We start from the raw sequence: 23,869 nt of genomic DNA on the forward strand, positions 1-23,869 counted from the left end.
GCCCGGGCCACCGCGCGCCGCCACAGCCGGTGACCGGCGTCGGCCGCCGCCCGCTCGGCCCGCTCGGGCGTCCGGGCGCGCGCCAGCGCTCCGGCGAGCTCGCCGGCCGCCCCGCCGAAGCCGGAGCGCCGGAGGATCTCCTGGGGGACCCGGCCGTCCAGCCGGCTCTCCTCACGCGTCGGCTGTACGGGCGCGGGGGCAGGCGCGGGGGCGGCGCTCGCCGCGGTGGGGGTGGCGAGGCAGGACAGGGCCAGCGCGGAGGCGACGAGGGCGGCGCCCGGAAGACGCGGTGCGAGCTTGATGGGTCTCATGGGGCCGTATGAAATCAGCGTTGTCCACATCGCGGAAGGGGTGGCCACGCTCCCCCTCCCGCCGATGGATTCCGGCCCCCTGCGTACTGCTTTCAGGCCACAATGACGCATGAACACAGCCGAGTTCATCGCCGCGCACCACCCCCTCATATCCATCGGCCACTCCTGGGCGTCCGCGCTGTTCGGCACGGGTGCCGGGCAGGGCGCCCGGCAGTTCACCGAACTGGGCCTCGCCCTGCTCCTCTCCTCCCTCATCGGCCTGGAGCGCGAACTCCAGCAGAAGAGCGCCGGACTGCGCACCCACACCCTCGTCGGGGTGGGCAGCGCCCTCTTCGTCGAGGTCTCCCTGCACGGCTTCGGCCCGGCCAACGGGCTGGCGGGCACGGCCTTCGACGGCTCGCGGGTCGCCGCGCAGATCGTCTCCGGCATCGGCTTCATCGGCGGCGGCCTGATCTTCGTCCGCCGCGACGCGGTCCGCGGCCTGACCACCGCCGCGACCATCTGGCTCACCTGCGCCGTCGGCATGGCCTGCGGCGGCGGCCTGCCGCTGCTCGGCGCCGCCGCCACCGTCGTGCACTTCCTGGTCGTCCGCGGCTTCCCGCTGCTCACCCGCCGGCTGGCGGCGGCCCCCACGGTCGAGCGGTTCGAGCTGCTGCTCTCCTACCGGACGCGCCGCGGGGTGCTGGGCCGGGTCCTGGAGCTCTGCACCAGCCAGGGGTTCCGGGTCACGGACGTGCACATCCACTCCGAGTCCCGGGAGGGCGAGAACGGCAAGGGCAAGGGGAAGGGCCGGGAGGCCGAGGTGGTGCTGGGGCTGGAGGGACGGAAGCCCGCCCATCCGCTCGTCGAGGAGCTCACGGACTGGGAGGGCGTCCTCGACGTCGGCCTGCGCGCCCACCGCGACAGTACCGAATGAGCCGGCGAACGTACGTACTGGGCGGGCGAGTTGGCGCACCGAAGGGCGATCATCCGCTACCGTGCGGAGCGGGCGGGGGCGGGGTCACCTGACGGACGTCGCCCCCGTCCGTCACCCCCGTCCGTCGTCCGGGCCGGGCGTCAGCGGCCCTCCGCCGTGATCCGCCGGTAGGCGAGCTCGGCGAGCCGCCGCTGGCCCTCCTTGTTGGGGTGGAACCAGTCCCAGTGGCTCAGGTCCGCGCCGGTGAAGCCGTAGGAGTGCACCGACCCGCCGTCGTAGCGGCACAGCAGGTCCCGGCGGCAGACGTCCTCCAGGACGGCGTTGTACTCCTTCACCCGCCGCTCCACCTTCTCCCGCCGCTCCCGGGTGGGGGCGTCCACCAGCTCGGAGTCCCGCAGCATCGACGGGCAGATGCCCAGCTTCCACACCTGCTTGCCCAGCGGGCTCTTGCTCCCCTCCGACCACAGCCGTTTGAGGTCGGGGACGCTCGCCACGTACACCTGCGTCTTCGGCAGCGACCCGCGGAGCTCCCTGAGTGACTTCTCGAAGTCGGCCCGGAAGTCCTTCACCGACGTCATCTCGGCCACGTCGGCCCGGCAGGCGTCGTTCGCCCCGAGCAGCACCGTCACCAGCTGCGGCCGGTGCGGGACGGCCGCGCGCACCTGGCGGGGGAGGTCGGCCATCCGCGCCCCGGTCCGGGCGAAGTTCCAGCTCCGGCTCTCCGGCGAGGGCAGCAGCCGGGCGGCGAGGCTGTCCACCTGGGTGCCGGTGGCCCAGGAGACCTCCGGGCAGTCCTTGAGCAGCCGGCAGGCGTCGTACCCCCGGGTGATCGAGTCGCCCAGGGAGGCCAGGGAGTCGGGCCGGGTGTTCCAGGCCGGCTTGGCGTTCGCTCTGGGCTTGGCCGCCGGCCGCTCCGCCGCCGCGCCCGGCGCCCGGTCGTCGCAGCCCGCCGTGAGCAGCCCCGCGGTGAGCGCCGCCACCGCCGTCAGCGCCGCGGCGGCGGCACGCGACGGGCGGTCGGTGCTGGTGCGCATCGTCTTCCCCCTCCGGCCGGGTGAACAGGTGTCCTGGACCGACGGTACGTCACCCGGCGGACATCCCGACCGCGCACGGGGTTCCTCCCGGAAGTGACCGGGGCCTTACCGGTCCTGCCCGCACCACCACTGCGCCGGATCACAACACGTCACATCCTGTCCCTTTCCGGAAAATTGCCCCCTATGGTGTTTACTGTTGGTAACCTCGCGAACTGGTGCGGGAGGGGCCACGGGGACGGAACGTCCGGTGCGGCCCCGGGCGGGACCGGTACGGACGCGAGGCCCTGGGGAAGGCGAACCTCGAAACCGCACTGGAGGTCCCGGTGACGTCACGTGGCGTTCTCTACGTGCACTCCGCACCGCGCGCACTCTGCCCGCACGTCGAATGGGCCGTCGAAGAGGTGCTCGGCGCCCGCGTCGCCCTCGACTGGATCCGGCAGCCCGCCTCCCCCGGCACCTGGCGCACGGAGTTCTCCTGGCAGGGCCGCCCCGGCACCGCCTCCCGCCTCGCCTCCTCCCTCCGCGGCCGGCACCTGCTGCGCTTCGAGGTGACCGCGGAACCGGCCGCCGGCACCGAGGGCGAGCGCTACAGCTCCACCCCCGACCTGGGCATCTTCCACGCGGTCACCGGCGTCCACGGCGACATCCTGATCCCCGAGGACCGGCTCCGCGCCGCCCTCGGCCGCGCCCAGCGCGGCGAGACCGACCTGGCCGCCGAGATCGCCGGCCTCCTCGGCAAGCCCTGGGACGACGAACTGGAACCCTTCCGGCACGCGGGCGAGGGCGCTCCGGTGCGCTGGCTGCACCAGGTGGTGTGACCGGCGGGGCCGGACGGTGTGCCCTGCGGGGCCAGGCGGTGTGACCGGCGTGCTTGCCCTCGAGTGCGCTCCAGCGCATACGGTTCCGGCATGACCGATACCGCTTCCGTCGCCGTCCTCGGCACCGGCATCATGGGTGCCGCCATGGCCCGCAACCTCGCCCGCGCGGGCCTCGACGTCCGGGCCTGGAACCGCGACCCGGCCAAGGCCGAACCGCTCGCCGCCGACGGGGTCCGGATCGCCGGGACCCCCGCCGACGCCGTCCGCGACGCCGGCACCGTCATCACCATGCTGTACGACGGCGCGGCCGTCCTGGACGTCATGCGCCGGGCCGCCCCCGGGCTGCGGCCGGGCGCGGTGTGGCTCCAGTCGACCACCGCGGGCCTCGACGTCCTCGACGAGTTCGCGGCCGTCGCCGACGAGTACGGCGTCGTCCTCGTGGACGCCCCGGTCCTGGGCACCCGGGCGCCGGCCGAGAAGGGCGAACTCACCGTCCTCGCCGCCGGTCCCGCCGCCGTCCGTCCCGCGCTCGCCCCCGTCCTGGACGCCGTGGGCACGCGGACGGTGTGGACGGGCGAGGACGGCGCCGCGGGCAGCGCCTCCCGGCTCAAGCTGGTGCTCAACAGCTGGGTGCTGACCGTCACGCACGGCACCGCCGAGGCACTGGCGCTCGCCGCCGGGCTGGGCGTGGACGCCCGGGACTTCCTGGCGGCCGTCGAGGGCGGCCCGCTGGACATGGGCTACCTGCGGGCCAAGTCCGCCCTGCTGCTCGACGGCGGCCTCACCCCGCCGAGCTTCGCGACCGCCACCGCCGAGAAGGACGCCCGCCTCATCGTGGCCGCCGGGGAGCGGGCCGGCGTACGGCTCGACGTCGCGGCGGCCGGCGCGGAGCGCTTCCGGCGGGCCGTCGAGCAGGGACACGGCGACGAGGACATGGCGGCGTCGTACTTCGCGAGCTTCGAGGAGCCGAAGGAGCGGTGAACGCCGAGGGCCCGCCCGGTCGGTGAACGACCGGGCGGGCCCTCGTGCGTCAGGCGGGCGTCAGACCGTCCGCAGCGCCAGCACCACGTTGTGGCCGCCGAAGCCGAACGAGTTGTTGATCGCCGCGATGGTGCCCTGGGGCAGCGCGCGCGGCTCGTCGCGGACGACGTCCGCGTCGATCTCGTCGTCCAGCTCGTCGACGTTGATGGTCGGCGGGGCCGTCCGGTGGTACAGCGCGAGGACGGTGGCGACCGTCTCGATGCCGCCGGCGCCGCCCAGCAGGTGGCCGGTCATCGACTTGGTGGCGGAGACCGCCACGTGGTCCAGGTCGTCGCCCAGCACCTTGCGCAGCGCCTTGATCTCCGCGAGGTCGCCCTGCGGGGTCGAGGTGGCGTGCGCGTTGAGGTGCATCACCTCGGACGGCTTGAGGTCGCTGGACTCCAGCAGGCCCTGCAGCGCCGCGGCGATGCCCCGGCCGGTCGGCTCGGGCTGCGCGATGTGGTGGCTGTCCGCGGACAGGCCCTGGCCCAGGATCTCGCAGTAGGCGCGGGCGCCGCGGCGGGCCGCGTGCTCGGCGGACTCCAGGACGACCACGCCGGCGCCCTCGCCCAGGACGAAGCCGTCACGGGCCTTGTCGTAGGGGCGGGAGGCCTTCTGCGGATTCTCGTTGTTCTTGGACATCGCCATCATGCTGGCGAAGGCCGCGACGGGCAGCGGGTGGATGGCCGCCTCGGTGCCGCCGGCGACGACCACGTCGGCCCGGCCGGTGCGGATCATCTCGACGGCGTAGCCGATGGCCTCGGCGCCGGACGCGCAGGCGCTGACCGGGGTGTGCACGCCCGCCTGGGCGTTCACCTCCAGGCCGACGTTGGCGGACGGGCTGTTGGGCATCAGCATCGGCACGGTGTGCGGGGAGACGCGGCGGGCGCCCTTCTCCTTGAGCACGTCGTACTGGTCGAGCAGGGTCTGCACGCCGCCGATGCCGGAGGCGATGACCGCGCCCAGCCGCTCGGGGGCGATGGCCGCGTCCTCGCCGGCACGGGCGGTGTAGCCCGCGTCGGCCCAGGCCTCGCGGGCCGCGATCAGCGCGAACTGCGCCGACCGGTCGAGCTTGCGGGTGAGGGGGCGGGGCAGGACCTCGGACGGGTCCACCGCGGCCGTGGCGGCGATCCGGACCGGGAGGTCGGCGAACCGCTCGCCCTCCAGGGGCTTCACGCCGGAGCGACCGGCGAGCAGCCCTTCCCAGGTAGACGCGCTGTCGCCACCCAGCGGTGTGGTTGCGCCGATACCGGTGACGACCACGGTGCGATTGGTCGAGTTCACAGGAATTCTGTCTCCACGAATAGAGGTGCTGGAAACGCCACCCGCCGGGGTGGCGACGAACGCGGGATCAGGCCTGGTGCTTGGCGATGTAGTCGGCCGCGTCACCGACCGTCTTGAGGTTCTTGACGTCCTCGTCCGGGATCTTCACCTCGAAGCGCTCCTCGGCGGCGACGACGACCTCGACCATGGAGAGCGAGTCGACGTCCAGGTCGTCGGTGAAGGACTTGTCCAGCTTGACGTCCTCGACCGGGATGCCCGCGATCTCGTTGACGATCTCGGCGAGGCCCTGAAGGATCTCTTCCTGCGTGGCGGCCATGGTGGCGCTCCTTTTAATTGTGCGGTGGTTCTGGAAAAACTGCTCAGGGAACTGCTGTGGAGAGCTCCGCACCGTGGTCGGCTGGTGCCGTTCCGTGCGGATCTCGCCTAGGGGAGGGTAACGACCGTCGCGGCGAACACGAGACCCGCCCCGAAGCCGATGAGCAGCGCGGTGTCGCCGCTCTTCGCCGCTCCGGTGGCCAGGAGGCGCTCCATGGCCAGCGGAATGGAGGCTGCCGAGGTGTTCCCGGTGGTCTCCACATCCCGGGCGACCACGACATTCTCCGGCAGCTTCAGCGTTTTGACCATCGAATCGATGATCCGCATGTTCGCCTGGTGCGGAATGAAGACGTCCAGGTCGTCGGCGGTGATGCCGGCCTCGTCCAGTGCCTGCTGGGCGATCTTCGCCATCTCGAAGACGGCCCAGCGGAACACCGCCTGGCCCTCCTGCGTGATGGCCGGGAAGCGGACCTCGGTGCGGACCTCGCTGCTCTCGCGGTAGACGTCCCACGGCAGGTTCTGCCGGATGGTCTCCGACTTGTCGCCCTCCGAGCCCCACACCGTCGGGCCGATGGCCGGCTCCTGCGCGGGGCCCACGACCACGGCGCCGGCGCCGTCACCGAACAGGAACGCGGTGGAACGGTCGTCGAGGTCCGTCAGGTCCGACAGCCGCTCGACGCCGATGACCAGCACGTACTCGGCCGAGCCGTCCGTGACCAGGGCCTTGGCCATGGTCAGGCCGTAGCCGAAGCCCGCGCAGCCGGCGGAGATGTCGAAGGCGGCCGGCTTGCCGGCGCCGATCCGGTGGGCGATCTCGGTGGCGATGGCCGGGGTCTGCTTGAAGTGCGACACCGTCGAGACCAGTACCGCGCCGATCTGCTCCGGGGCGATCCCGGCGGCGGCGATGGCCTTGCCCGCGGCCTCCACCGACATGGTGGCCACCGTCTCCTCGGGGCCGGCCCAGTGCCGGGTGGCGATGCCGGAGCGGGAACGGATCCACTCGTCCGACGAGTCGATGCGCTTGAGGATCTCCTCGTTGGGCACCACGCGCACCGGGCGGTAGCCGCCGACGCCCATGATGCGCGCGTACGGCGCGCCCTTGGCAGGCTTGATCTTGGCAGTCATGTCCGGGGCTCCTTACGCGGCCGAAGAGTCGGCGGCGTGCTCGGCGATCAGCTCGCGGGCGGCGTCCAAGTCGGCCGGCGTCTTGAGGGCCAGCGTCTTCACACCGGGCAGGGCCCGCTTGGCGATGCCCGTCAGGGTGCCGCCGGGGGCCGCTTCGATGATCGCCGTGACGCCCAGCTCCTTGAAGGTCTCCATGCACAGGTCCCAGCGGACCGGGTTGGCCACCTGGCCGACCAGCCGCGCCACGACCTCGGCGCCGTCCGTCACCACCGCTCCGTCGCGGTTGGAGACGTAGCGGGTGCGCGGACCGGCCGGCTCCAGCTCGCGGGCCGCGGCCTCCAGGACGGAGACCGCAGGGGCCATGTGCTCGGTGTGGAAGGCGCCCGCGACCTTCAGCGGCACCACGCGGCGGGTGCCCTCGGGCTTGTCCGCGGCGAGCGCCGCCAGCTGTTCCATGGTACCGGCGGCGACGATCTGACCGGCGCCGTTGACGTTCGCCGGGGTCAGGCCGAGCTTCTCCAGATGCGGGAGGACGACGTCGGCCTCCCCGCCCAGCAGCGCCGACATGCCCGTCTCGGTGACCGCGGCGGCCTCGGCCATGGCCAGGCCCCGCTTGCGGACGAGCAGCATGGCGTCCTGCTCGGACAGCACGCCCGTCAGGGCGGCGGCGGCGAGCTCGCCGACGCTGTGGCCGGCGGCGGCGCCCACCTGGCGGGCGACGTCATCGGCGGTGGGGAAGAGCTGCCCCGCGGACACCAGCGCGGCGGCGACCAGCAGCGGCTGGGCGACGGCGGTGTCGCGGATCTCTTCCTCGCCGGCGTTCGTGCCGTAGTGGACGAGGTCCAGGTCGATGGCCTCCGACCAGGCCCGCAGGCGGTCGGCGACGCCGGGCAGGTCGAGCCAGGGGGTCAGGAAGCCGGGCGTCTGAGCGCCCTGGCCGGGAGCGACGAGTACGAGCACCCTCACACTCTCTCTCGTGGACGGGTTCGGCCACCCGTGGGGACAGGGACGAAGAACCGTCAGGGGAATTGTTTGCGTTCCACAAAAGCCTACGGCTGTCACTCGGTGTCGGCCAGACGCCCCAGGATCAGCGCGATGCGCAGGGTGAAGGCCGAACGGACATCGGAAGGCGACCATCCGGTGACGTCCGTCACACGTCGGAGCCGGTACCGCACGGTGTTTGGGTGGACGAACAGCATCCGCGCCGCGCCCTCCAGGCTGCTCGCCTGCTCCAGGTAGACGCTCAGCGTCTCCAGCAGCGCGGAACCCGCCTCCTCCAGGGGTCTGTAGATCTCCTCCACCAACTGGACGCGGGCCACAGGATCACCGGCCATCGCCCGCTCCGGCAGGAGATCGTCGGCGAGCACCGGGCGGGGGGCGTCCGGCCAGGCCGCGCACGCCTTCAGTCCGGCCGCGGCGGCCTGCGCGGAGCGGGTCGCCGCCAGCAGATCCGGGACGACGGGACCGGCCACCACCGGACCGGCGGCGAACGGCCCGATCAGCGCCTTCGCCGCCTGCAGCGGGTTGTCGCTGCCCCCGGCGATCACCACCAGGCGGGTGCCCAGCACCCCGGTCAGCACCTGGAGCTTGGCGTGCCGGGACGCCCGCCGGATGGCCTCCACGGTCAGCTCGCTGTCGCCGTTCGGCGCCGTCCCCAGCACCACCGCGACGTGCTTGGGCGAGTTCCAGCCCAGCGCCGCGGCCCGGGACAGCACGCCCTCGTCCGCCTCGCCCGACAGCACGGCGTTGACCACCAGCGACTCCAGCCGGGCGTCCCAGGCGCCGCGCGCCTCGGCGGCCTGGGCGTACACCTGCGCGGTGGCGAAGGCGATCTCCCGGGCGTAGACGAGCAGCGCCTCCCGCAGCGACGACTCATCACCCGGCGCGGCGACCTCGTCGATCGCCGACTCCATGACCTCGATCGTCGTCCGGACCATCTCCACGGTCTGGCGCAGCGTGATCGCCCGGGTCAGCTCGCGAGGCGCGGTCCCGAAGACGTCCGTACTGATCGCCTGCGGGGTCTCCGGATGCCGGAACCACTCCGTGAAGGCCGCGATACCGGCCTGGGCCACCAGCCCGATCCACGAACGGTTCTCCGGCGGCATCGCCCGGTACCACGGAAGCTGCGCGTCCATCCTGGCGATGGCGGCGGCGGCCAGGGTCCCGGACGACTTCTCCAGGTTGCGCAGGGTGGCGCTGTGCGGATGCGGTGGGTGAGCGGCGGATTCAGGCACGGGGACAAGCCTGCCCTATTCGGGTGCCGCACGGGGCGGCCGGGCTACCGTAGCCCGATGAGCGAGGCGCGGATCCAGGTGCGGCGGGCGGGCGAACGGTACGTGGGCGGGGCCCCGGAGGCGGGCATCGAGACCCGCCACGCCTTCTCCTTCTCCGGTTTCTACGACCCCGACAACGTGCGCTTCGGCTCCCTGATCGCCTGCAACGAGGAGCTCCTCGCGCCCGGGGCGGGGTTCGACGAGCATCCGCACCGGGATGTGGAGATCGTCACGTGGGTGGTGGAGGGGGAGCTGACGCATGAGGACTCGGCCGGGCATGTCGTGACGGTCCGCCCTGGTGACGTGCAGTGGCTGAGTGCGGGGGGTGGAGTGCGGCATGTCGAGCGCAACGCTTCCGGGGTGCCCCTGCGCTTTGTCCAGATGTGGCTCGACCCGGTCGAGGGCGGTGGGGTGCCGTCCTATGAGGTGACGCGGTCCGTGCGCGACGGGGTGGTGTGCGTGGTGCCCGGTGCTGTGCTGCACGTGCTGCGGCCGCGGGGTGGCGAGCGGCTCGCCTTGCCTCTGGGGGAGTGGCTGTACGTGCACGTGGTGCGGGGGGTTGTGCGGGTGGGCGAGTACGAGCTCGGGGTTGGGGACGCGGCTCGGGTGCAGGGTGCGGTGGAGGGGGTTGCGGTGGGGGATGGGGCTGAGCTTTTGGTGTGGTGCCCCGGTCCCACCCTTTCACCGTTTCCTGGGGCTGCGCCCCAGACCCCCTTGTCCTCAAACGCCGGACGGGCTGAATAGTCAGCCCGTCCGGCGTTTGAGGACAACCGCGCGGAGCGCGGTTTCGGGGGTGCGGGGGCGCAGCCCCTGCAAGAAACGGGAAGGGGCGGGTCTGGGGCTACTCCCCACCCAATTCGGCAAGCACCGCGTCCGACAGCGCCGGCCACACCTCCACCGCCCACGCCCCGAAGTCCCGGTCCGTCAGGGCCACACAAGCCGCACCGGCCACCGGGTCGACCCACAGGAACGTCCCGGACTGCCCGAAGTGGCCGTACGTACGGGGCGAGTTGAGGGAACCCGTCCAGTGCGGCGACTTCCCGTCCCGCAACTCGAAGCCGAGCCCCCAGTCGTTGGGCCGCTGGTGCCCGTACCCGGGCAGGACGCCGGTGACGCCGGGGAAGACGACCGTCGTCGCCTCGGACAAGGTGTCCCGCGAAAGCAGCCGCGGCGCCTGCAACTCCGCCGCGAAGCGGACGAGGTCGTCCACCGTCGAGACGCCGTCCTTGGCGGGGGAGCCGGGGAGGTCGGTGGCGGTCATGCCGAGGGGTTCGAGGACCGCCTGGCGGAGGTACTCGGCGAAGGGGATGTCCGTCGCCTTGGCGATGTGGTCGCCGAGGACCTCGAAACCCGCGTTGGAGTAGAGCCGCCGGGTGCCGGGCTCGGCCGCGGGGCGGTGCTCGTCGAAGGCCAGGCCCGAGGTGTGGGCGAGGAGGTGACGGACCGTGGAGCCGGCCGGACCCGCCGGCTCGTCCAGTTCGATCGCGCCCTCCTCGACGGCGATCAGCGCGGCGTAGGCGGCGAGCGGTTTGGTGACCGAGGCCAGGGCGAAGCGGTGCGCGGTCGGGCCGTGCGTCCCGGCCACCGTCCCGTCGGCCCGTACGACGGCCGCCGCGGCGGTCGGCACGGGCCAGTTCTCGATCTTCCGCAGGCTGTCCAGGCTCTCCATGGGACGAGCCTAACCCGCTCGCCCGGTCCAAGATTCCGTCAAGGATCCGGCGGACCGGAGTGCGGGGCGCCGCTTCGGCGTTGCCAGGAGTCGAACAGACACAAGGGGGAGCCGTATGACCGTCATCGACACCGCGATCGGCGCCAGGACCGCCGGCTACACGATCGGCGAGGTGGCCGAGCGCACCGGGCTGTCCGCCCACACCCTGCGCTGGTACGAGCGGATCGGGCTGATGCCGCACGTCGACCGCTCCCGCACCGGGCAGCGCCGCTACACCGACCGCGACCTGGACTGGCTGGAGCTGGTCGGCAAGCTGCGGCTGACCGGGATGCCGGTGGCGGACATGGTCCGCTACGCCGAGCTGGTGCGCGAGGGCGAGAGCACGGTGGCCGAGCGCGAACGGCTGCTGAGCGCGCACCGCGAGGACGTCCGGCGGCGGATGGCCGAGCTCAGAAGCACGCTCGACGTCCTCGACCACAAGATCGACCGGTACGCGGCGGCCCGGCGGACCACCGAGGAGCGCTATGCCGCGCCCGGCTTCACCAACCCCGACTCGTAGGCGAAGATCACCGCCTGGGCCCGGTCCCGCAGCCCCAGCTTGGCGAGGACCCGCCCGATGTGCGTCTTCACCGTCTGCTCGGCCAGCACCAGCGAGCCCGCGATCTCCTGGTTGGAGAGGCCCCGGGCGATCAGCTCCAGCACCTCCGTCTCCCGGGGCGTCAGGCCCTTCAGCCGCAGCGAGCGGTCCTTGCGCGGGGCGGGCCGCTGCTGGGCGAAGTCCGCGATGAGGCGGCGGGTCACGGACGGCGCGAGCAGCGCCTCGCCCGCGGCCACCACCCGGACCGCCGAGATGAGGTCGGCCGGCGGCGCGTCCTTGAGAAGGAAGCCCGAGGCGCCGGCGCGCAGCGCCTCGTAGACGTAGTCGTCCACGTCGAAGGTGGTCAGCATCAGCACCTTCGGGCGGTGGACGACGCCGGGGGGAGGATCGAGGAGGCGGCGGGCGGCCTCCAGGCCGTCCATCTCCGGCATGCGGACGTCCATCAGCACCACGTCCGGGTGGACGGTGCGGCTCAGTTCCACGCCCTTTACGCCGTCGGGGGCGTCCCCGACGACGTCGATGTCGGGCTGGGCGGCGAGCAGGGCGGCGAAGCCCGCCCGCACCATCGCCTGGTCGTCGACGATGATCACCTTGATGGTCATGCGGCCGGGGATTCCTTGTCTGTCGGCGCTGTCGGCGCTGTCGGCGCTGTCGGTTCGGTGATGGGCGCCGGTGCCTCCGCCGCGTACGGCAGCCGGGCCGCCACCCGGAAGCCGCCGTCCGGCAGCGGGCCGGTGTCGAGGGTGCCGCCGACCAGGCGGACGCGCTCGCGCATGCCCACCAGGCCGTGGCCGGTGCCGGTGGTCTCCAGCGGGACGTGCGGGCGGTCGGCGGGGGCGTTGACGACGAGGACCGTCAGACCCTCGTCGTCCGCCGTCACCGACACCCGGGTGTCGGCGCCCGGCGCGTGCCGGACCGCGTTGGCCAGGGCCTCCTGGACGATGCGGTAAGCGGAGAGGTCGACGGCCTGGGGGAGCGTCTCCGGTGCCGCCGCCCGGTCGAGCGCGAGCTCCACCGGCTGCCCGGCCCGTACGGTCGCCTCGACCAGCTGCCCGATCCGGTCGACGCCCGGCTGCGGGGTCCGCTCCCCGCCGCCCTGCCCCGCGTCCTCGCTGCGCAGCACGCCCAGCAGCCGGCGCATCTCGCTCAGCGACTCGCGCGCGGTGGCGGCGATCGTCCCGAACTCCTCGGCGGCCTCCGGCGACAGGCCGCCGATGCGGTACGGGGCGCTGTCCGCCTGCACGGTGATCACCGACATGTGGTGGGCGACGACGTCGTGCAGCTCGCGGGCGATCCGGGCGCGTTCCTCCAGCAGCGTCCTGCGGGCCCGCTCGGCCTCGCTGATCGTCGCCTGCTCGTCCAGCGCCCGCTGGGCCCGGTCGCTCTTCTGCAGCGCCGCGCCGAGCAGCAGCAGCGTGCCGCCGAGCAGCGTCACGATCAGCCAGCTGCCGTTGCTGCGCTGCGGGTCGGACGCGTCGAAGCCGTAGCTCACGGCCGTGTAGGCCGCCCACGCGGCCAGCATGGTGCGGGGGCGGGAGCGCAGGCCGAGGAAGAACGCCATCGGGAGGAAGGCGATGAGGAGCGTGGGGGGCCAGGGCCAGACGCCGTGCAGAGCCGCTGTCTGGGGGATGGTCAGGGCGGAGGCCGTGCCGGCGGTGAGGGCGATCGTCCAGGCGAGGAGGGGCTTGCGGACGGCGAGGAGGAGGGGGGCGATCTCCAGCGTCGCGTAGATCAGCGCGAGGCCGGGTTGGACGCCGTAGTCGTTCGGGAGGATCGTCGCCGTGATCGGGAAGAGGATCGCGGTGAGGAGGGCTGCGAAGGCGTAGGGGAGGCGGTGGCGGAGTGAGGCTTTGGGCATGGCTTGCCCAGCGTACGGCGGCCCTGCGGGGCGCCTGCGGCGGGCTGTGCCCCGGTCCCACCCCTTCGCCGATTCCCGGGGGCAAGCCCCCGGACCCCCGAAGCGCCCTGCGGGCGCTGTCCTCAAACGCCGGACGGGCTGAAGGTGCTCGCTCAGGCACCATCCAGCCCGTCCGGCGTTTGAGGACGAGCGGCGAAGCCGCGACAAGGGGGGTCTGGGGCGCAGCCCCAGGAAACGGCGAAGGGGCGGGACCGGGGCACCCTAAAGCTCCGCCAGCAACTCCGCCTTCTTCGCGCTGAACTCGTCATCCGTCAGCAACCCCGCCGAGTGGAGATCACCAAGGTGCCGGATCCGATCCGCGATCGCCCCCGGATCCGGCCGGGCGGCCGGCGACGGAGAGGGAGCCACCGGCACCGCCGGCGACGCGACCCGCACAGCCTGAAGCACCGCCGCCGCGAACGGCAACGACTCGTGCACCGGCCCGTACCCCATCCCGAACACCACGGACGCCGGATCCTGATCCGCCTGACCGGGAGCCGGCCGTTCCGGGTCGCGGAGTGTGAGCCGCAGGTGGCCGCCCATGAGGTCGGGCGAGCGCCACTGGACGTCGGCGAGCTCGCTCACGGAGAAGCGCTGGTCACCGGCCTTCCACTTGGCGGAGGTCGCGCCGGACCAGAACCAGCGGAAGGCGACGGTCCGGCCGTCGAAGGTGGCCCGGCCGTCGTACGCCTTGAAGGAGCGCGGCGGCTCCGGCGCGACGACGAGCGGGCGTTCCGCGGGCTCGGCCGCGCGGGCGCCGAGCAGGGCCCGTATCTCCTCGGCGTAGTACTCGGCGAGGACGGCGCGCTCGGCGGGCAGGACCAGCCGGTAGGGGTCGGTGCCCTCCTTGAGCTGGCCGTCGGCGGCGTCCATCAGCGGATCGGCGCCGGGCCGGGGCACGGCGCGCAGCACCACCGTGCCGCGTCTGCCGGGAACGTGTTCGACCGCCGCGAGCGCCTCGTAGGGGATGCGCCGTTCACCGAGCGCCTGGAGCAGCTTCGGTGTCCGGATCCCCCGTTCGAAGCGGATGAGCACGGAGTCGGTGTCGAACTCCCAGACGGTGTGGAAACCGGCCAGCACATCACCCATGCGGGTCATCGTATGCGGCACCCGCCCGCGCGTCCCCCCTCCGGCGCTACGCGCGTCATGCCGGGGCCGGCCCGGCCGGGGGCGTCAGCCGGAGAGGGTGGTGTGGGCGGCACAGTCCGCGTCGGAGGGGGAGCAGCGGATTCCGTCGGTGTCCCCGGTGCCCAGGCGGGCGAAGTTGGCGAGGCTGACGGTGCCGGGCTCGAAGTAGCCGGCGTGCCCCTCGGCGTCGGCGGCGGAGAGCAGGCGGGCGCCGAAGCCGGCGGAGACGGGGTCGGCACCGTGGCCGAGGCCGCCGACCTCCAGGTGCGGGACGTCCCTGATCCAGTCGTCGGCGTCCCGCATGGCCCATATCCGGGCGCTGGTGTGCAGATCGGAGACGTGCCGGGCGCGCATGCCGGGGCTGCCGGCCACGGCGATGTCGGTGACCCGGGGGTCGAGCTCGCGGGCGGCGACGCCGCACACCACCGAGCCGTAGCTGTGGCAGAAGAGGGAGACGGAGGAGCCGCCGGGCAGTCCGCGCACCAGGGCGCGGAGCCGCAGCGCGCCCTCGGCGGCGAGCTTGCCGGTGGCCGCGTCGACGCCGACGCCGGCGGGGGAGGTGTAGTCGGCCCAGGCGATGACGGCGGTACGGGCGGCGGGACGGACGCTGCGCTCGGTGGTGTAGAGGGCGTCGGCCATCCCGACGGGGGCGGCGTACGGACGTCCGCTCTTCTCGAAGGTGAGGACGTTCGTATCGACACCGGGCACCACGACGGAGACCCGGTCGGCGCGGGCGAGGTCGCCGAGGACCTCCGCGACCCGTCCGGGGCCGCCCGGGTCGAAGGCGAGGATCTGCCGGCCGCGGGAGAGCAGCGAGTCGAAGCGGTGCATGCGCCGCTTGGCCTCGTAGCGGCCGACCGGGGTGAGGCCGCTGTCGTGGCCGCGGCGCTCCTCGACCGCGCGGGCCTGGGCGAGCGCGGTCCGGTTGGCGCGGTACCGGAGGGCCAGCGGGGCGCCGTTGAGGTTGCCGACGACGAGGGGGTAGCGGTCGGCGAGCCGGGTGCGGTCGGGGGCGGAGAGCTTGGCGAAGAAGCGTCCGAGCACCCCGGGCTCCGCGTACGGGGAGGGCAGCGGCTGTCCGGCGACGCTGCCGTGCAGCCAGGCCGTGAGCGCCGCGTGGCGCGGGTCGGCCGCGGCCCCGCGGCCGCGGACGGCCGTCCAGCCGGTCGTGGCGAGCATGACGAAGACCACGGTGAGCGCGAGCAGCGCGCGCCAGACCGTGGCCGTGTTCGTCCACGGCGAGGAGGGAGAGCCGAGCTCCGGGAAGGAAGTCACCGCGGACCACCCTAGGAGACGGGACGGCGCGTCCGCCAAGACAGTGATGGGGATCACGTTTAATCGCGAGTGACGCTGGACATATGTGCGCCGCCTCACCCGGCTTCTGTCCGTGATGACGACTCGTCGGCTACGTCCGGTTCCGCCAGGAGCCCGTCAGGGCCGGGCCGAGCAGTCCCAGGTAGTCGGTGACCAGGCGGAGCAGGTCGTCCAGGTCGCCGTCCGCCCGCTCGCCCCAGACCCGGGACGCGGCCCGCAGCACCCCGCTGCACGCGGCCACCAGGACCCGTGGCCGGGGGTCGGTGGCCAGGTCGACGCCCTCGCGGCGGGCGATCTCCGCCGCCAGCCGGTCCTCGAAGTGGCCGAGGCGGCGCAGCCGGGCGGCCAGCAGCTGCGGGGTCGACTCGATCATGCGCTGGGTGTGCAGGTGCAGCTCCAGCGGGACGACGGCCTCGATGGCGGGGCCCATGGCGTCCCAGGTGGCCATGGCCGCGTTGCACATCGCCGCGAGCGGCGGCTCCTCCGGCGGGCGGGCCTGCAGGGCGGCGAGTGCCACCGCCTCCTCCACCTCCTGGAGGGCGAGCGCTACCTCCTCCTTGTTGGCGAAGTAGCGGAAGAAGGTGCGCTGCGAGACGTCGGCGGCCTCGGCGATCTCGTCGACGGTGGTGCCGTCGTACCCCTGGCGGGCGAACAGCTCCAGGGCGCACCGCGTCAGCGTGTTCCGTGTCCGCTGCTTCTTGCGTTCCCGCAGTCCGGGAAGCGCCTCACGCTCCGCCACGCCGTCGATCGCCTGCATGGATCCCTGCCTCTGCTCGGTGTTTCCGCTGGTCAGAATAGTGCTCTGGACAAGTTGTCAGATAACGACTCAAGGCATTGTTTGTCAATTGTCAGTGCCTGCCATAATCTCGGTCCATGACGTCTCAGACCACCGTCGCGGACGCGACGCCGCCGGACCTCGGGCCCCGGAGTGGACTGCGGGGACATCCCTGGCTGACTCTTGTGACGGTCGCGATAGGCGTGATGATGGTCGCGCTCGACGGCACGATCGTCGCCATCGCCAACCCGGCCATCCAGAAGGACCTGGGCGCCTCGCTCGCCGACGTCCAATGGATCACCAACGCCTACCTCCTCGCCCTCGCGGTCGCGCTGATCACGGCCGGAAAGCTGGGCGACCGCTTCGGACACCGCCTGATCTTCCTCATCGGTACCACCGGATTCGCCGCCGCCTCGGGACTCATCGCCCTCTCCGGAAGCGTGTCGATGGTCGTCGCCTTCCGGGTGCTCCAGGGCCTGTGCGGCGCGCTGCTGATGCCCGCCGCGCTCGGCATGCTGCGGGCGACCTTCCCGCCCGAGAAGCTCAACATGGCGATCGGCCTCTGGGGCATGGTCATCGGCGCGTCCACCGCGGGCGGGCCGATCGTCGGCGGACTGCTGGTCGAGCACGTGAACTGGCAGTCCGTCTTCTTCATCAACGTGCCGGTGGGCGCGCTCGGACTCGTCCTCGGGCTGGTCATCCTCAAGGACCACCGGGCCGAGAACGCCCCCCGCTCCTTCGACTTCCTCGGCATCGTGCTGCTCTCCGGCGCGATGTTCTGCCTGGTCTGGGCGCTCATCAAGGCGCCCAAGTGGCAGTGGGGCGACGCCAAGACCCTGATCTTCCTGGGGGTGGCGCTGCTGGGCTTCGTCGCCTTCGTCCTCTGGCAGAACCGGGTGCGCGAGCCCCTGCTGCCGATGAAGCTCTTCCGGTCCGTGCCGCTCTCCGCCGGCGCGGCCCTCATCGTCCTGATGGCCTTCTCCTTCATGGGCGCCCTGTTCTACGTCACCTTCTACCTGCAGAACGTGCACGGGATGACACCGGTGAACGCGGGCCTGCACCTGCTGCCGCTCACCGGGATGCTGATCGTCTGCTCCCCGGTGGCCGGCGCGCTGATCGGCCGCATCGGGCCGCGCATCCCGCTGTTCGCCGGCATGGTCTGCACCGCCGTCGCCTGCTTCGGCATGTCCGCCCTGAAGGCGGACTCCGGGACCGGCCTGATGTCCGTCTGGTTCGCCCTCTTCGGCATCGGCCTGGCCCCGGTCATGGTCGGCGCCACCGAGGTCATCGTCGGCAACGCGCCCCTGGAGCACGCGGGCCTGGCCGGCGGCCTCCAGCAGGGATCCATGCAGGTCGGCGGCACCCTCGGCACGGCCGTGCTGGGTGCCGTCATGGCCTCGCGGGTCGGGCACGAGCTGCCGGAGAAGTGGGCCGCTGCCGGGCTGCCGCCGCTGTCGAAGGAGCAGAAGGACGCGGCCTCGGCCGTGATCGAGGTCGGCGTCCCGCCGGTACCCAAGGGCACCCCGCCGGAGGTCGCCGGGAAGATCGCCGGGGCGGCACACGAGACCTTCGTCGCCGGGATGAGCACCTCGTTCCTCGTCGCCGGCTGCGTCTCCGTCGTCGCCGCCCTGCTCGCGCTGCTCACCCGGCGCGGCGAGAACGCCGAGGCCGCCCAGGGCGCCGCGCATATCTGAGTACGGGCGAATAGCCCGAACGGGCGAAGGGGCCCCGGCCGGTTCTCACCGGCCGGGGCCCCTTCAGGTGTCGTGGAGGACGACCCTTACGCGTCGCCGCCCGCGGCGCCCGGGTCGGCCGCCGCCACGTCGAGCAGCTGGTAGCGGTCGATCGCCTGCTTCAGCGCCGAACGGTCGATCTTGCCCTCCTTGGCGAGCTCGGTGAGCACGCCCAGGACGATCGACTGCGCGTCGATGTGGAAGAAGCGACGGGCCGCGCCACGGGTGTCGGCGAAGCCGAAGCCGTCGGCACCCAGCGACTGGTACGTGCCCGGCACCCAGCGCGCGATCTGGTCGGGAACGGCACGCATCCAGTCGGACACGGCCACCTTCGGACCCTCGGCGCCGGAGAGCTTCTTCGTCACGTACGGGACGCGCTGCTCCTCCTCGGGGTGGAGCAGGTTGTGCTCCTCCACCGCGATGGCGTCACGGCGCAGCTCGTTCCAGGAGGTCGCCGACCAGACGTCCGCCTTGACGTTCCACTCCTCGGCGAGGATCTTCTGGGCCTCGATCGCCCACGGCACGGCCACGCCGGAGGCGAGGATCTGCGCCGGGATGGCGCCGGCCTCGGCCGCCTTGTAGCGGTACAGACCCTTGAGGATGCCCTCGGCGTCCACGTTCTCCGGCTCGGCCGGGTGCTGGATCGGCTCGTTGTAGACCGTGAGGTAGTAGAAGATGTCCTCCGCGTTCTCGCCGTACATCCGGCGGAGACCGTCCTGCACGATGTGCGCGATCTCGTAGCCGAACGCCGGGTCGTACGCGACGACGGCCGGGTTGGTGGAGGCCAGCAGGTGCGAGTGGCCGTCGGCGTGCTGGAGGCCCTCACCCGTCAGGGTGGTGCGGCCGGCGGTCGCGCCCAGGACGAAACCGCGCGCCAGTTGGTCGGCCATCTGCCAGAACTGGTCACCGGTGCGCTGGAACCCGAACATCGAGTAGAAGACGTAGATCGGGATCAGCGGCTCGCCGTGCGTGGCGTACGCGGAACCGGCGGCGATCAGCGACGCGGTGCAGCCCGCCTCGGAGATGCCGTCGTGCAGCATCTGGCCGGTCGGGGACTCCTTGTACGCGAGCAGCAGCTCGCGGTCCACGGCCTCGTACTGCTGGCCCAGCGGGTTGTAGATCTTCGCCGACGGGAACAGCGAGTCCATGCCGAAGGTGCGGTACTCGTCCGGGGCGATCGGCACGAAGCGCTTGCCGATCTCCTTGTCCCGCATCAGGTCCTTGAGCAGGCGGACGAAGGCCATGGTGGTGGCGATCGACTGCTGGCCGGAGCCCTTCTTGATCGGCGCGTACGCCTTGTCGCCGGGCAGGTTCAGCGGCTTGGAGCGGTCCACACGGGTGGGCACGTAGCCGCCGAGCGCCTTGCGGCGGTCGTGCATGTACTGGATCTCCTCCGAGTCGCGACCCGGGTGGTAGTACGGCGGCAGGCCGGACTCCAGCTCCTTGTCGGCGATCGGGATGTGGAGGCGGTCCCGGAAGCGCTTCAGGTCCTCGACCGTCAGCTTCTTCATCTGGTGGGTCGCGTTGCGGCCCTCGAAGTTCGGGCCGAGGGTCCAACCCTTGACCGTCTGCGCCAGGATCACGGTCGGCTGGCCCTTGTGGGCCTTGGCCGCCGCGTAGGCCGCGTAGATCTTCTTGTGGTCGTGACCGCCGCGGCCCAGGTGCAGGATCTGGTCGTCGGTCATGCCCTCGACCATCTTGCGGAGACGGTGGTCGTCGCCGAAGAAGTGGTCGCGGATGTACGCACCGGTCTCGGTGGCGTACGTCTGGAACTGGCCGTCCGGGGTGCTGTTCAGCTTGTTGACCAGGATGCCGTCCCGGTCCTGGGCCAGCAGCGGGTCCCAGGAGCGGTCCCACACCAGCTTGATCACGTTCCAGCCGGCGCCGCGGAACTGCGACTCCAGCTCCTGCATGATCTTGCCGTTGCCGCGCACCGGGCCGTCGAGGCGCTGCAGGTTGCAGTTGACGACGAAGGTCAGGTTGTCCAGGCCCTCACGCGCGGCCAGGGACAGCTGGCCGAGCGACTCGGGCTCGTCCATCTCGCCGTCGCCCAGGAACGCCCAGACGTGCGACTTGGAGGTGTCGGCGATGCCGCGCGACTCCATGTAGCGGTTCATCCGGGCCTGGTAGATCGCGCCCAGCGGGCCGAGGCCCATGGAGACGGTCGGGAACTCCCAGAAGTCCGGCATCAGGCGCGGGTGCGGGTACGACGAGAGGCCGTAGGGGGCCTTCGACTTCTCCTGGCGGAAGGCGTCGAGCTGCTGCTCGGACAGTCGGTCCAGCAGGAAGGCGCGGGCGTAGACGCCCGGCGAGGCGTGGCCCTGGAAGAAGATCTGGTCGCCGCCGTCGCCCTCGTCCTTGCCCCGGAAGAAGTGGTTGAAGCCCACGTCGTACAGGGAGGCGGAGGAGGCGAAGGTGGCGATGTGACCGCCGACGCCGATCCCCGGGCGCTGGGCGCGGGAGACCATGACGGCCGCGTTCCACCGGGTCGCGTTGAGGACCTTGCGCTCGATCTCCTCGTTGCCGGGGAAGAACGGCTCGTCCTTGGTCGCGATGGTGTTGACGTAGTCCGTGCTGCGCATCTCGGGCACGGCGACACGCTTCTCGCGCGCCCGTTCGATCAGGCGAAGCATGAGGTAGCGGGCACGTTCCCGACCTCGCTCGTCGACGGCCGCGTCGAGCGAGTCGAGCCACTCCTGGGTCTCTTCGGGATCGAAGTCCGGGACCTGGCTGGGAAGACCGCCAATGATGATCGGGTTGCGATCGGATCCGGAAGCCACGCTGTTCCTTCGCTGTTCGGGTGTGTCGTGCCCTGCACGCAATCGTTGCTACGCACGCGGTCACATACTGTCTTCGCTTATGTCGCGCCGGCTCCCATCGTGGACCGCTGCGACGGAAACGTCATCTCTACTGGGCGGTAACCACCACTCGGTAGACGAAGCGTCGGAGGGTGGCCGCCACGCGGCGGCCAAATCGCAACCATACGCCCCCAATGGGGGTCCCCCGCGTACGGCCGTTCGGCCGCGACCGCCGCAATCCCAGGGAGTAACTTCGCAAACCCGGCGGAACACTGTGGTGTGAATCACTCCCGGTCGCTGCCTCATGATGGGAGTTGCCACGAGACGTCAACGTTTGGGAGGGATCGCTGAGCGGGTACTTGCGCGATCCGTCCGGCACGTGTGGACTACGCCCAATGCCTCGCGTACGCGGGGGGCACGACAGCATTTCCGAAACATGACAGGAGGCAATCCGTGAGCGCGACCGCGGACCACGCGGAGGAGCGGACCAACCCGGCCGGAAGGCTGGGTTTCGAGCCCGGACAGGTGGTCCAGGAGATCGGTTACGACGACGACGTCGACCACGATCTCCGTGAAGGTATCGAGTCCCTCATCGGCCAGGACCTCGTGGACGAGGACTATGACGACGTGGCCGACGTCGTCCTGCTGTGGTTCCGGGATGAGGACGGAGACCTCACGGACGCGCTGGTGGATGCCATCGGCCTGCTCGACGAGGGTGGCGACATCTGGCTGCTGACGCCCAAGACCGGGCGGGACGGCTACATCGAGCCCAGCGACATCCAGGACGCCTCGCAGACCGCCGGTCTCTCCCAGACCAAGAGCATCAGCGTGGCCAAGGACTGGAGCGGCACGCGCCTGAGCGCGCCCAAGTCCAAGCGCTAGCACCGAGCCGTCGAGCACCGGCACCAAGCCCCACCGCGCCCCCGGCAGCCCCGCTGCCGGGGGCGCCGTGCGTTCCCCTGGGGCGGCAGTGACAGACTGGCCGCCTACCCGCGCCGGCGGCCGGGGCCCGCGCACCCGCGGTCCCGGGGCCGGCCCGCCGAGAGAGGGATGCGACCATGGCGATCGACGTCGGCACCGAGGCCCCGGACTTCGCGCTGAGGAACCAGCACGGCGAGACCGTCCGCCTCTCCGACTTCCGCGGCGAGAAGAACGTCGTCCTGCTCTTCTACCCCTTCGCCTTCACCGGCGTCTGCACCGGCGAGCTCTGCGCCCTCCGCGACGAGCTCCCGCACTTCGTCAACGACGACGTCCAGCTGCTCGCCGTCTCCAACGACGCGCCGTTCTCGCTGCGCGTCTTCGCCGAGCAAGAGAAGCTGGACTACCCGCTGCTCTCCGACTTCTGGCCGCACGGCGAGGTCAGCCGCGCCTACGGCGTCTTCGACGAGGAGAAGGGCTGCGCGGTGCGCGGCACCTTCATCATCGACAAGCAGGGCGTCGTCCGCTGGACGATCGTCAACGGGCTGCCCGACGCGCGCGACCTGAACGAGTACACCCGAGAGCTCGCCGCTCTCTGACGTCTCCTCTGACGTCTCTGGCGCAAGACCCTGTAATCGGTGGGAACCGGTCACTAGGATCCGTACGTTCACCGGATGCCATCGCACAACCGGGGGCCGGGCCGGCCGGCCCAGCCCCTCGAACCAATGGAGGACTCGTGGGAGTCAGTCTCAGCAAGGGCGGCAACGTCTCGCTGACCAAGGCAGCCCCGAACCTGACCGCGGTCGTCGTCGGTCTCGGCTGGGACGCCCGTACCACCACCGGTACGGATTTCGACCTGGACGCCAGTGCGCTGCTCACCAACGACCAGGGCAAGGTCGCGAACGACCAGAACTTCGTGTTCTTCAACAACCTGAAGAGCCCCGACGGTTCGGTCGAGCACACCGGCGACAACCTCACCGGTGAGGGCGAGGGCGACGACGAGGTCATCAAGGTCAACCTGGCCGGTGTCCCCGCCGACGTGCACAAGATCGTGTTCCCGGTCTCGATCTACGACGCCGAGAGCCGCCAGCAGAGCTTCGGCCAGGTGCGGAACGCGTACATCCGCGTCGTCAACCAGGCCGACAACACCGAGCTGGCCCGCTACGACCTGAGCGAGGACGCCTCGACCGAGACCGCCATGGTCTTCGGCGAGCTCTACCGCAACGGTGCCGAGTGGAAGTTCCGTGCCATCGGCCAGGGTTACGCCTCCGGCCTGCGTGGCATCGCGCAGGACTTCGGCGTCAACGTCTGACCGACGACCCGGCCGCCCAAGCGGCCGCAGCGGCTCACCTCCGGCGCCGTACTCCCGTGTTCGGGCAGCCCGTCCTGGGCAGTCCGGGAGTACGGCGCCGGACGTGCGCGGCGACCTACGTACGAACTCGGGGAGGAACAGGACCATGGGTGTCACGCTCGCCAAGGGAGGCAACGTCTCCCTCTCCAAGCACGCGCCGAACCTGACCGCCATCGTGGTCGGTCTGGGCTGGGACGCCCGCACCACCACCGGTGCGGACTTCGACCTGGACGCCAGCGCCCTGCTGTGCTCCAGCGGGCGGGTGCTCGGCGACGAGTACTTCGTCTTCTACAACAACCTCAAGAGTCCCGAGGGTTCGGTCGAGCACACCGGCGACAACCTCACCGGTGAGGGTGACGGCGACGACGAGACGATCCTGGTCGACCTCGTCAAGGTCCCGGCGGCCTGCGACAAGATCGTGTTCCCGGTCTCGATCCACGAGGCCGACCTCCGCGGCCAGAACTTCGGCCAGGTCAGCAACGCCTACATCCGCGTGGTCAACCAGGCGGACGGCTCCGAGCTGGCCCGCTACGACCTGAGCGAGGACGCCTCCAGCGAGACGGCGATGATCTTCGGCGAGGTCTACCGCTAC

The 23,869-nt window shown here is 71.8% G+C and carries 24 protein-coding genes; 10 read left to right on the forward strand and 14 right to left on the reverse strand.

Features of this window, described 5'->3' with window-relative positions; all coding sequences use genetic code 11:
• Positions 1-311 (reverse strand): PA0049 family protein (locus JNW98_RS27290; protein WP_504755421.1); only part of this gene is annotated, 311 nt, incomplete at its 3' end.
• Positions 312-420: 109 nt separating this feature from the next.
• Here JNW98_RS27290 and JNW98_RS27295 point away from each other — a divergent pair.
• On the forward strand, positions 421-1,227 hold the full coding sequence (locus tag JNW98_RS27295) for an MgtC/SapB family protein (protein WP_223770968.1): 807 nt from the start codon (positions 421-423) through the stop codon (positions 1,225-1,227).
• 140 nt (positions 1,228-1,367) lie between these two features.
• Here the strand turns inward: JNW98_RS27295 and JNW98_RS27300 are convergent, their stop codons facing one another.
• On the reverse strand, positions 1,368-2,261 hold the full coding sequence (locus JNW98_RS27300; RefSeq protein WP_223770969.1) for an SGNH/GDSL hydrolase family protein: 894 nt from the start codon (positions 2,259-2,261) through the stop codon (positions 1,368-1,370).
• Between the two features lie 323 nt (positions 2,262-2,584).
• Between JNW98_RS27300 and JNW98_RS27305 the strand changes: the two genes are divergently transcribed.
• Together JNW98_RS27305 and JNW98_RS27310 are read left to right on the forward strand one after the other, a co-directional pair.
• Complete coding sequence (locus JNW98_RS27305; RefSeq protein WP_223770970.1) at positions 2,585-3,079, forward strand: DUF3145 domain-containing protein; 495 nt, start codon at positions 2,585-2,587, stop codon at positions 3,077-3,079.
• Positions 3,080-3,169: 90 nt separating this feature from the next.
• Entirely contained in the window at positions 3,170-4,060 is an 891-nt protein-coding gene (locus JNW98_RS27310) for an NAD(P)-dependent oxidoreductase (RefSeq protein ID WP_223770971.1), read from the forward strand.
• Positions 4,061-4,120: 60 nt separating this feature from the next.
• Here the strand turns inward: JNW98_RS27310 and fabF are convergent, their stop codons facing one another.
• The 5 genes from fabF to JNW98_RS27335 form a co-directional block, all read right to left on the reverse strand.
• Positions 4,121-5,383 carry a beta-ketoacyl-ACP synthase II gene (gene fabF, locus JNW98_RS27315; protein ID WP_223770972.1) on the reverse strand — a complete coding sequence of 421 codons (1,263 nt, stop codon included), beginning with the start codon at positions 5,381-5,383 and terminating at the stop codon, positions 4,121-4,123.
• A 67-nt stretch (positions 5,384-5,450) separates the two neighbouring features.
• Positions 5,451-5,699 carry an acyl carrier protein gene (locus tag JNW98_RS27320; protein ID WP_223770973.1) on the reverse strand — a complete coding sequence of 83 codons (249 nt, stop codon included), beginning with the start codon at positions 5,697-5,699 and terminating at the stop codon, positions 5,451-5,453.
• A 107-nt stretch (positions 5,700-5,806) separates the two neighbouring features.
• Complete coding sequence (locus JNW98_RS27325; RefSeq protein ID WP_223770974.1) at positions 5,807-6,823, reverse strand: ketoacyl-ACP synthase III; 1,017 nt, start codon at positions 6,821-6,823, stop codon at positions 5,807-5,809.
• Between the two features lie 12 nt (positions 6,824-6,835).
• On the reverse strand, positions 6,836-7,783 hold the full coding sequence (locus JNW98_RS27330) for an ACP S-malonyltransferase (RefSeq protein ID WP_223770975.1): 948 nt from the start codon (positions 7,781-7,783) through the stop codon (positions 6,836-6,838).
• Positions 7,784-7,881: 98 nt separating this feature from the next.
• On the reverse strand, positions 7,882-9,057 hold the full coding sequence (locus JNW98_RS27335) for a PucR family transcriptional regulator (RefSeq protein WP_223770976.1): 1,176 nt from the start codon (positions 9,055-9,057) through the stop codon (positions 7,882-7,884).
• Positions 9,058-9,114: 57 nt separating this feature from the next.
• Between JNW98_RS27335 and JNW98_RS27340 the strand changes: the two genes are divergently transcribed.
• Entirely contained in the window at positions 9,115-9,840 is a 726-nt protein-coding gene (locus JNW98_RS27340) for a pirin family protein (RefSeq protein WP_223770977.1), read from the forward strand.
• A gap of 97 nt (positions 9,841-9,937) precedes the next feature.
• Here the strand turns inward: JNW98_RS27340 and JNW98_RS27345 are convergent, their stop codons facing one another.
• Positions 9,938-10,765: a serine hydrolase domain-containing protein gene (locus tag JNW98_RS27345; protein ID WP_223770978.1), complete on the reverse strand. Its 828-nt coding sequence runs from the start codon at positions 10,763-10,765 to the stop codon at positions 9,938-9,940.
• Between the two features lie 115 nt (positions 10,766-10,880).
• Here JNW98_RS27345 and JNW98_RS27350 point away from each other — a divergent pair, with 115 nt between their 5' ends.
• Positions 10,881-11,324, forward strand: coding sequence for a MerR family transcriptional regulator (locus tag JNW98_RS27350; protein ID WP_223770979.1), 444 nt, complete (start codon positions 10,881-10,883; stop codon positions 11,322-11,324).
• Here the strand turns inward: JNW98_RS27350 and JNW98_RS27355 are convergent.
• From JNW98_RS27355 to JNW98_RS27375, 5 genes are all read right to left on the reverse strand, one after another.
• A complete protein-coding gene (locus JNW98_RS27355; protein ID WP_223770980.1) occupies positions 11,288-11,965 on the reverse strand; it encodes a response regulator in 678 nt (225 codons plus the stop codon). The two genes, JNW98_RS27350 and JNW98_RS27355, sit on opposite strands and share 37 nt — an antisense overlap.
• Entirely contained in the window at positions 11,962-13,221 is a 1,260-nt protein-coding gene (locus JNW98_RS27360; RefSeq protein ID WP_223770981.1) for a sensor histidine kinase, read from the reverse strand. Before JNW98_RS27360 ends, JNW98_RS27355 begins: the two co-directional genes overlap by 4 nt.
• Before the next feature lie 261 nt (positions 13,222-13,482).
• Complete coding sequence (locus JNW98_RS27365; protein WP_223770982.1) at positions 13,483-14,349, reverse strand: DUF4429 domain-containing protein; 867 nt, start codon at positions 14,347-14,349, stop codon at positions 13,483-13,485.
• A gap of 84 nt (positions 14,350-14,433) precedes the next feature.
• On the reverse strand, positions 14,434-15,663 hold the full coding sequence (locus JNW98_RS27370) for an alpha/beta hydrolase (protein ID WP_223770983.1): 1,230 nt from the start codon (positions 15,661-15,663) through the stop codon (positions 14,434-14,436).
• 130 nt (positions 15,664-15,793) lie between these two features.
• Positions 15,794-16,459 carry a TetR family transcriptional regulator gene (locus JNW98_RS27375; RefSeq protein ID WP_223770984.1) on the reverse strand — a complete coding sequence of 222 codons (666 nt, stop codon included), beginning with the start codon at positions 16,457-16,459 and terminating at the stop codon, positions 15,794-15,796.
• Positions 16,460-16,575: 116 nt separating this feature from the next.
• Between JNW98_RS27375 and JNW98_RS27380 the strand changes: the two genes are divergently transcribed.
• A complete protein-coding gene (locus tag JNW98_RS27380; protein ID WP_223770985.1) occupies positions 16,576-18,171 on the forward strand; it encodes an MFS transporter in 1,596 nt (531 codons plus the stop codon).
• An 86-nt stretch (positions 18,172-18,257) separates the two neighbouring features.
• Here JNW98_RS27380 and aceE read toward each other — a convergent pair whose 3' ends face one another.
• Positions 18,258-20,990 carry a pyruvate dehydrogenase (acetyl-transferring), homodimeric type gene (aceE, locus tag JNW98_RS27385; protein ID WP_223770986.1) on the reverse strand — a complete coding sequence of 911 codons (2,733 nt, stop codon included), beginning with the start codon at positions 20,988-20,990 and terminating at the stop codon, positions 18,258-18,260.
• Between the two features lie 471 nt (positions 20,991-21,461).
• On the opposite strand from aceE, the gene JNW98_RS27390 reads away from it, so the two are divergent.
• From JNW98_RS27390 to JNW98_RS27405, 4 genes are all read left to right on the forward strand, one after another.
• Positions 21,462-21,890 (forward strand): DUF3052 domain-containing protein, encoded by a 429-nt coding sequence (locus tag JNW98_RS27390; protein WP_004946734.1) that lies wholly within the window; start codon positions 21,462-21,464, stop codon positions 21,888-21,890.
• 176 nt (positions 21,891-22,066) lie between these two features.
• A complete protein-coding gene (locus tag JNW98_RS27395) occupies positions 22,067-22,525 on the forward strand; it encodes a peroxiredoxin (protein WP_223770987.1) in 459 nt (152 codons plus the stop codon).
• Between the two features lie 137 nt (positions 22,526-22,662).
• On the forward strand, positions 22,663-23,238 hold the full coding sequence (locus JNW98_RS27400) for a TerD family protein (RefSeq protein WP_223770988.1): 576 nt from the start codon (positions 22,663-22,665) through the stop codon (positions 23,236-23,238).
• Between the two features lie 145 nt (positions 23,239-23,383).
• Positions 23,384-23,869: TerD family protein (locus JNW98_RS27405; protein WP_223770989.1), on the forward strand; the 486-nt coding region annotated here is incomplete at its 3' end.

The sequence above is a fragment of the Streptomyces huiliensis genome, from assembly GCF_020037025.1.
Lineage (GTDB): Bacteria > Actinomycetota > Actinomycetes > Streptomycetales > Streptomycetaceae > Streptomyces > Streptomyces huiliensis.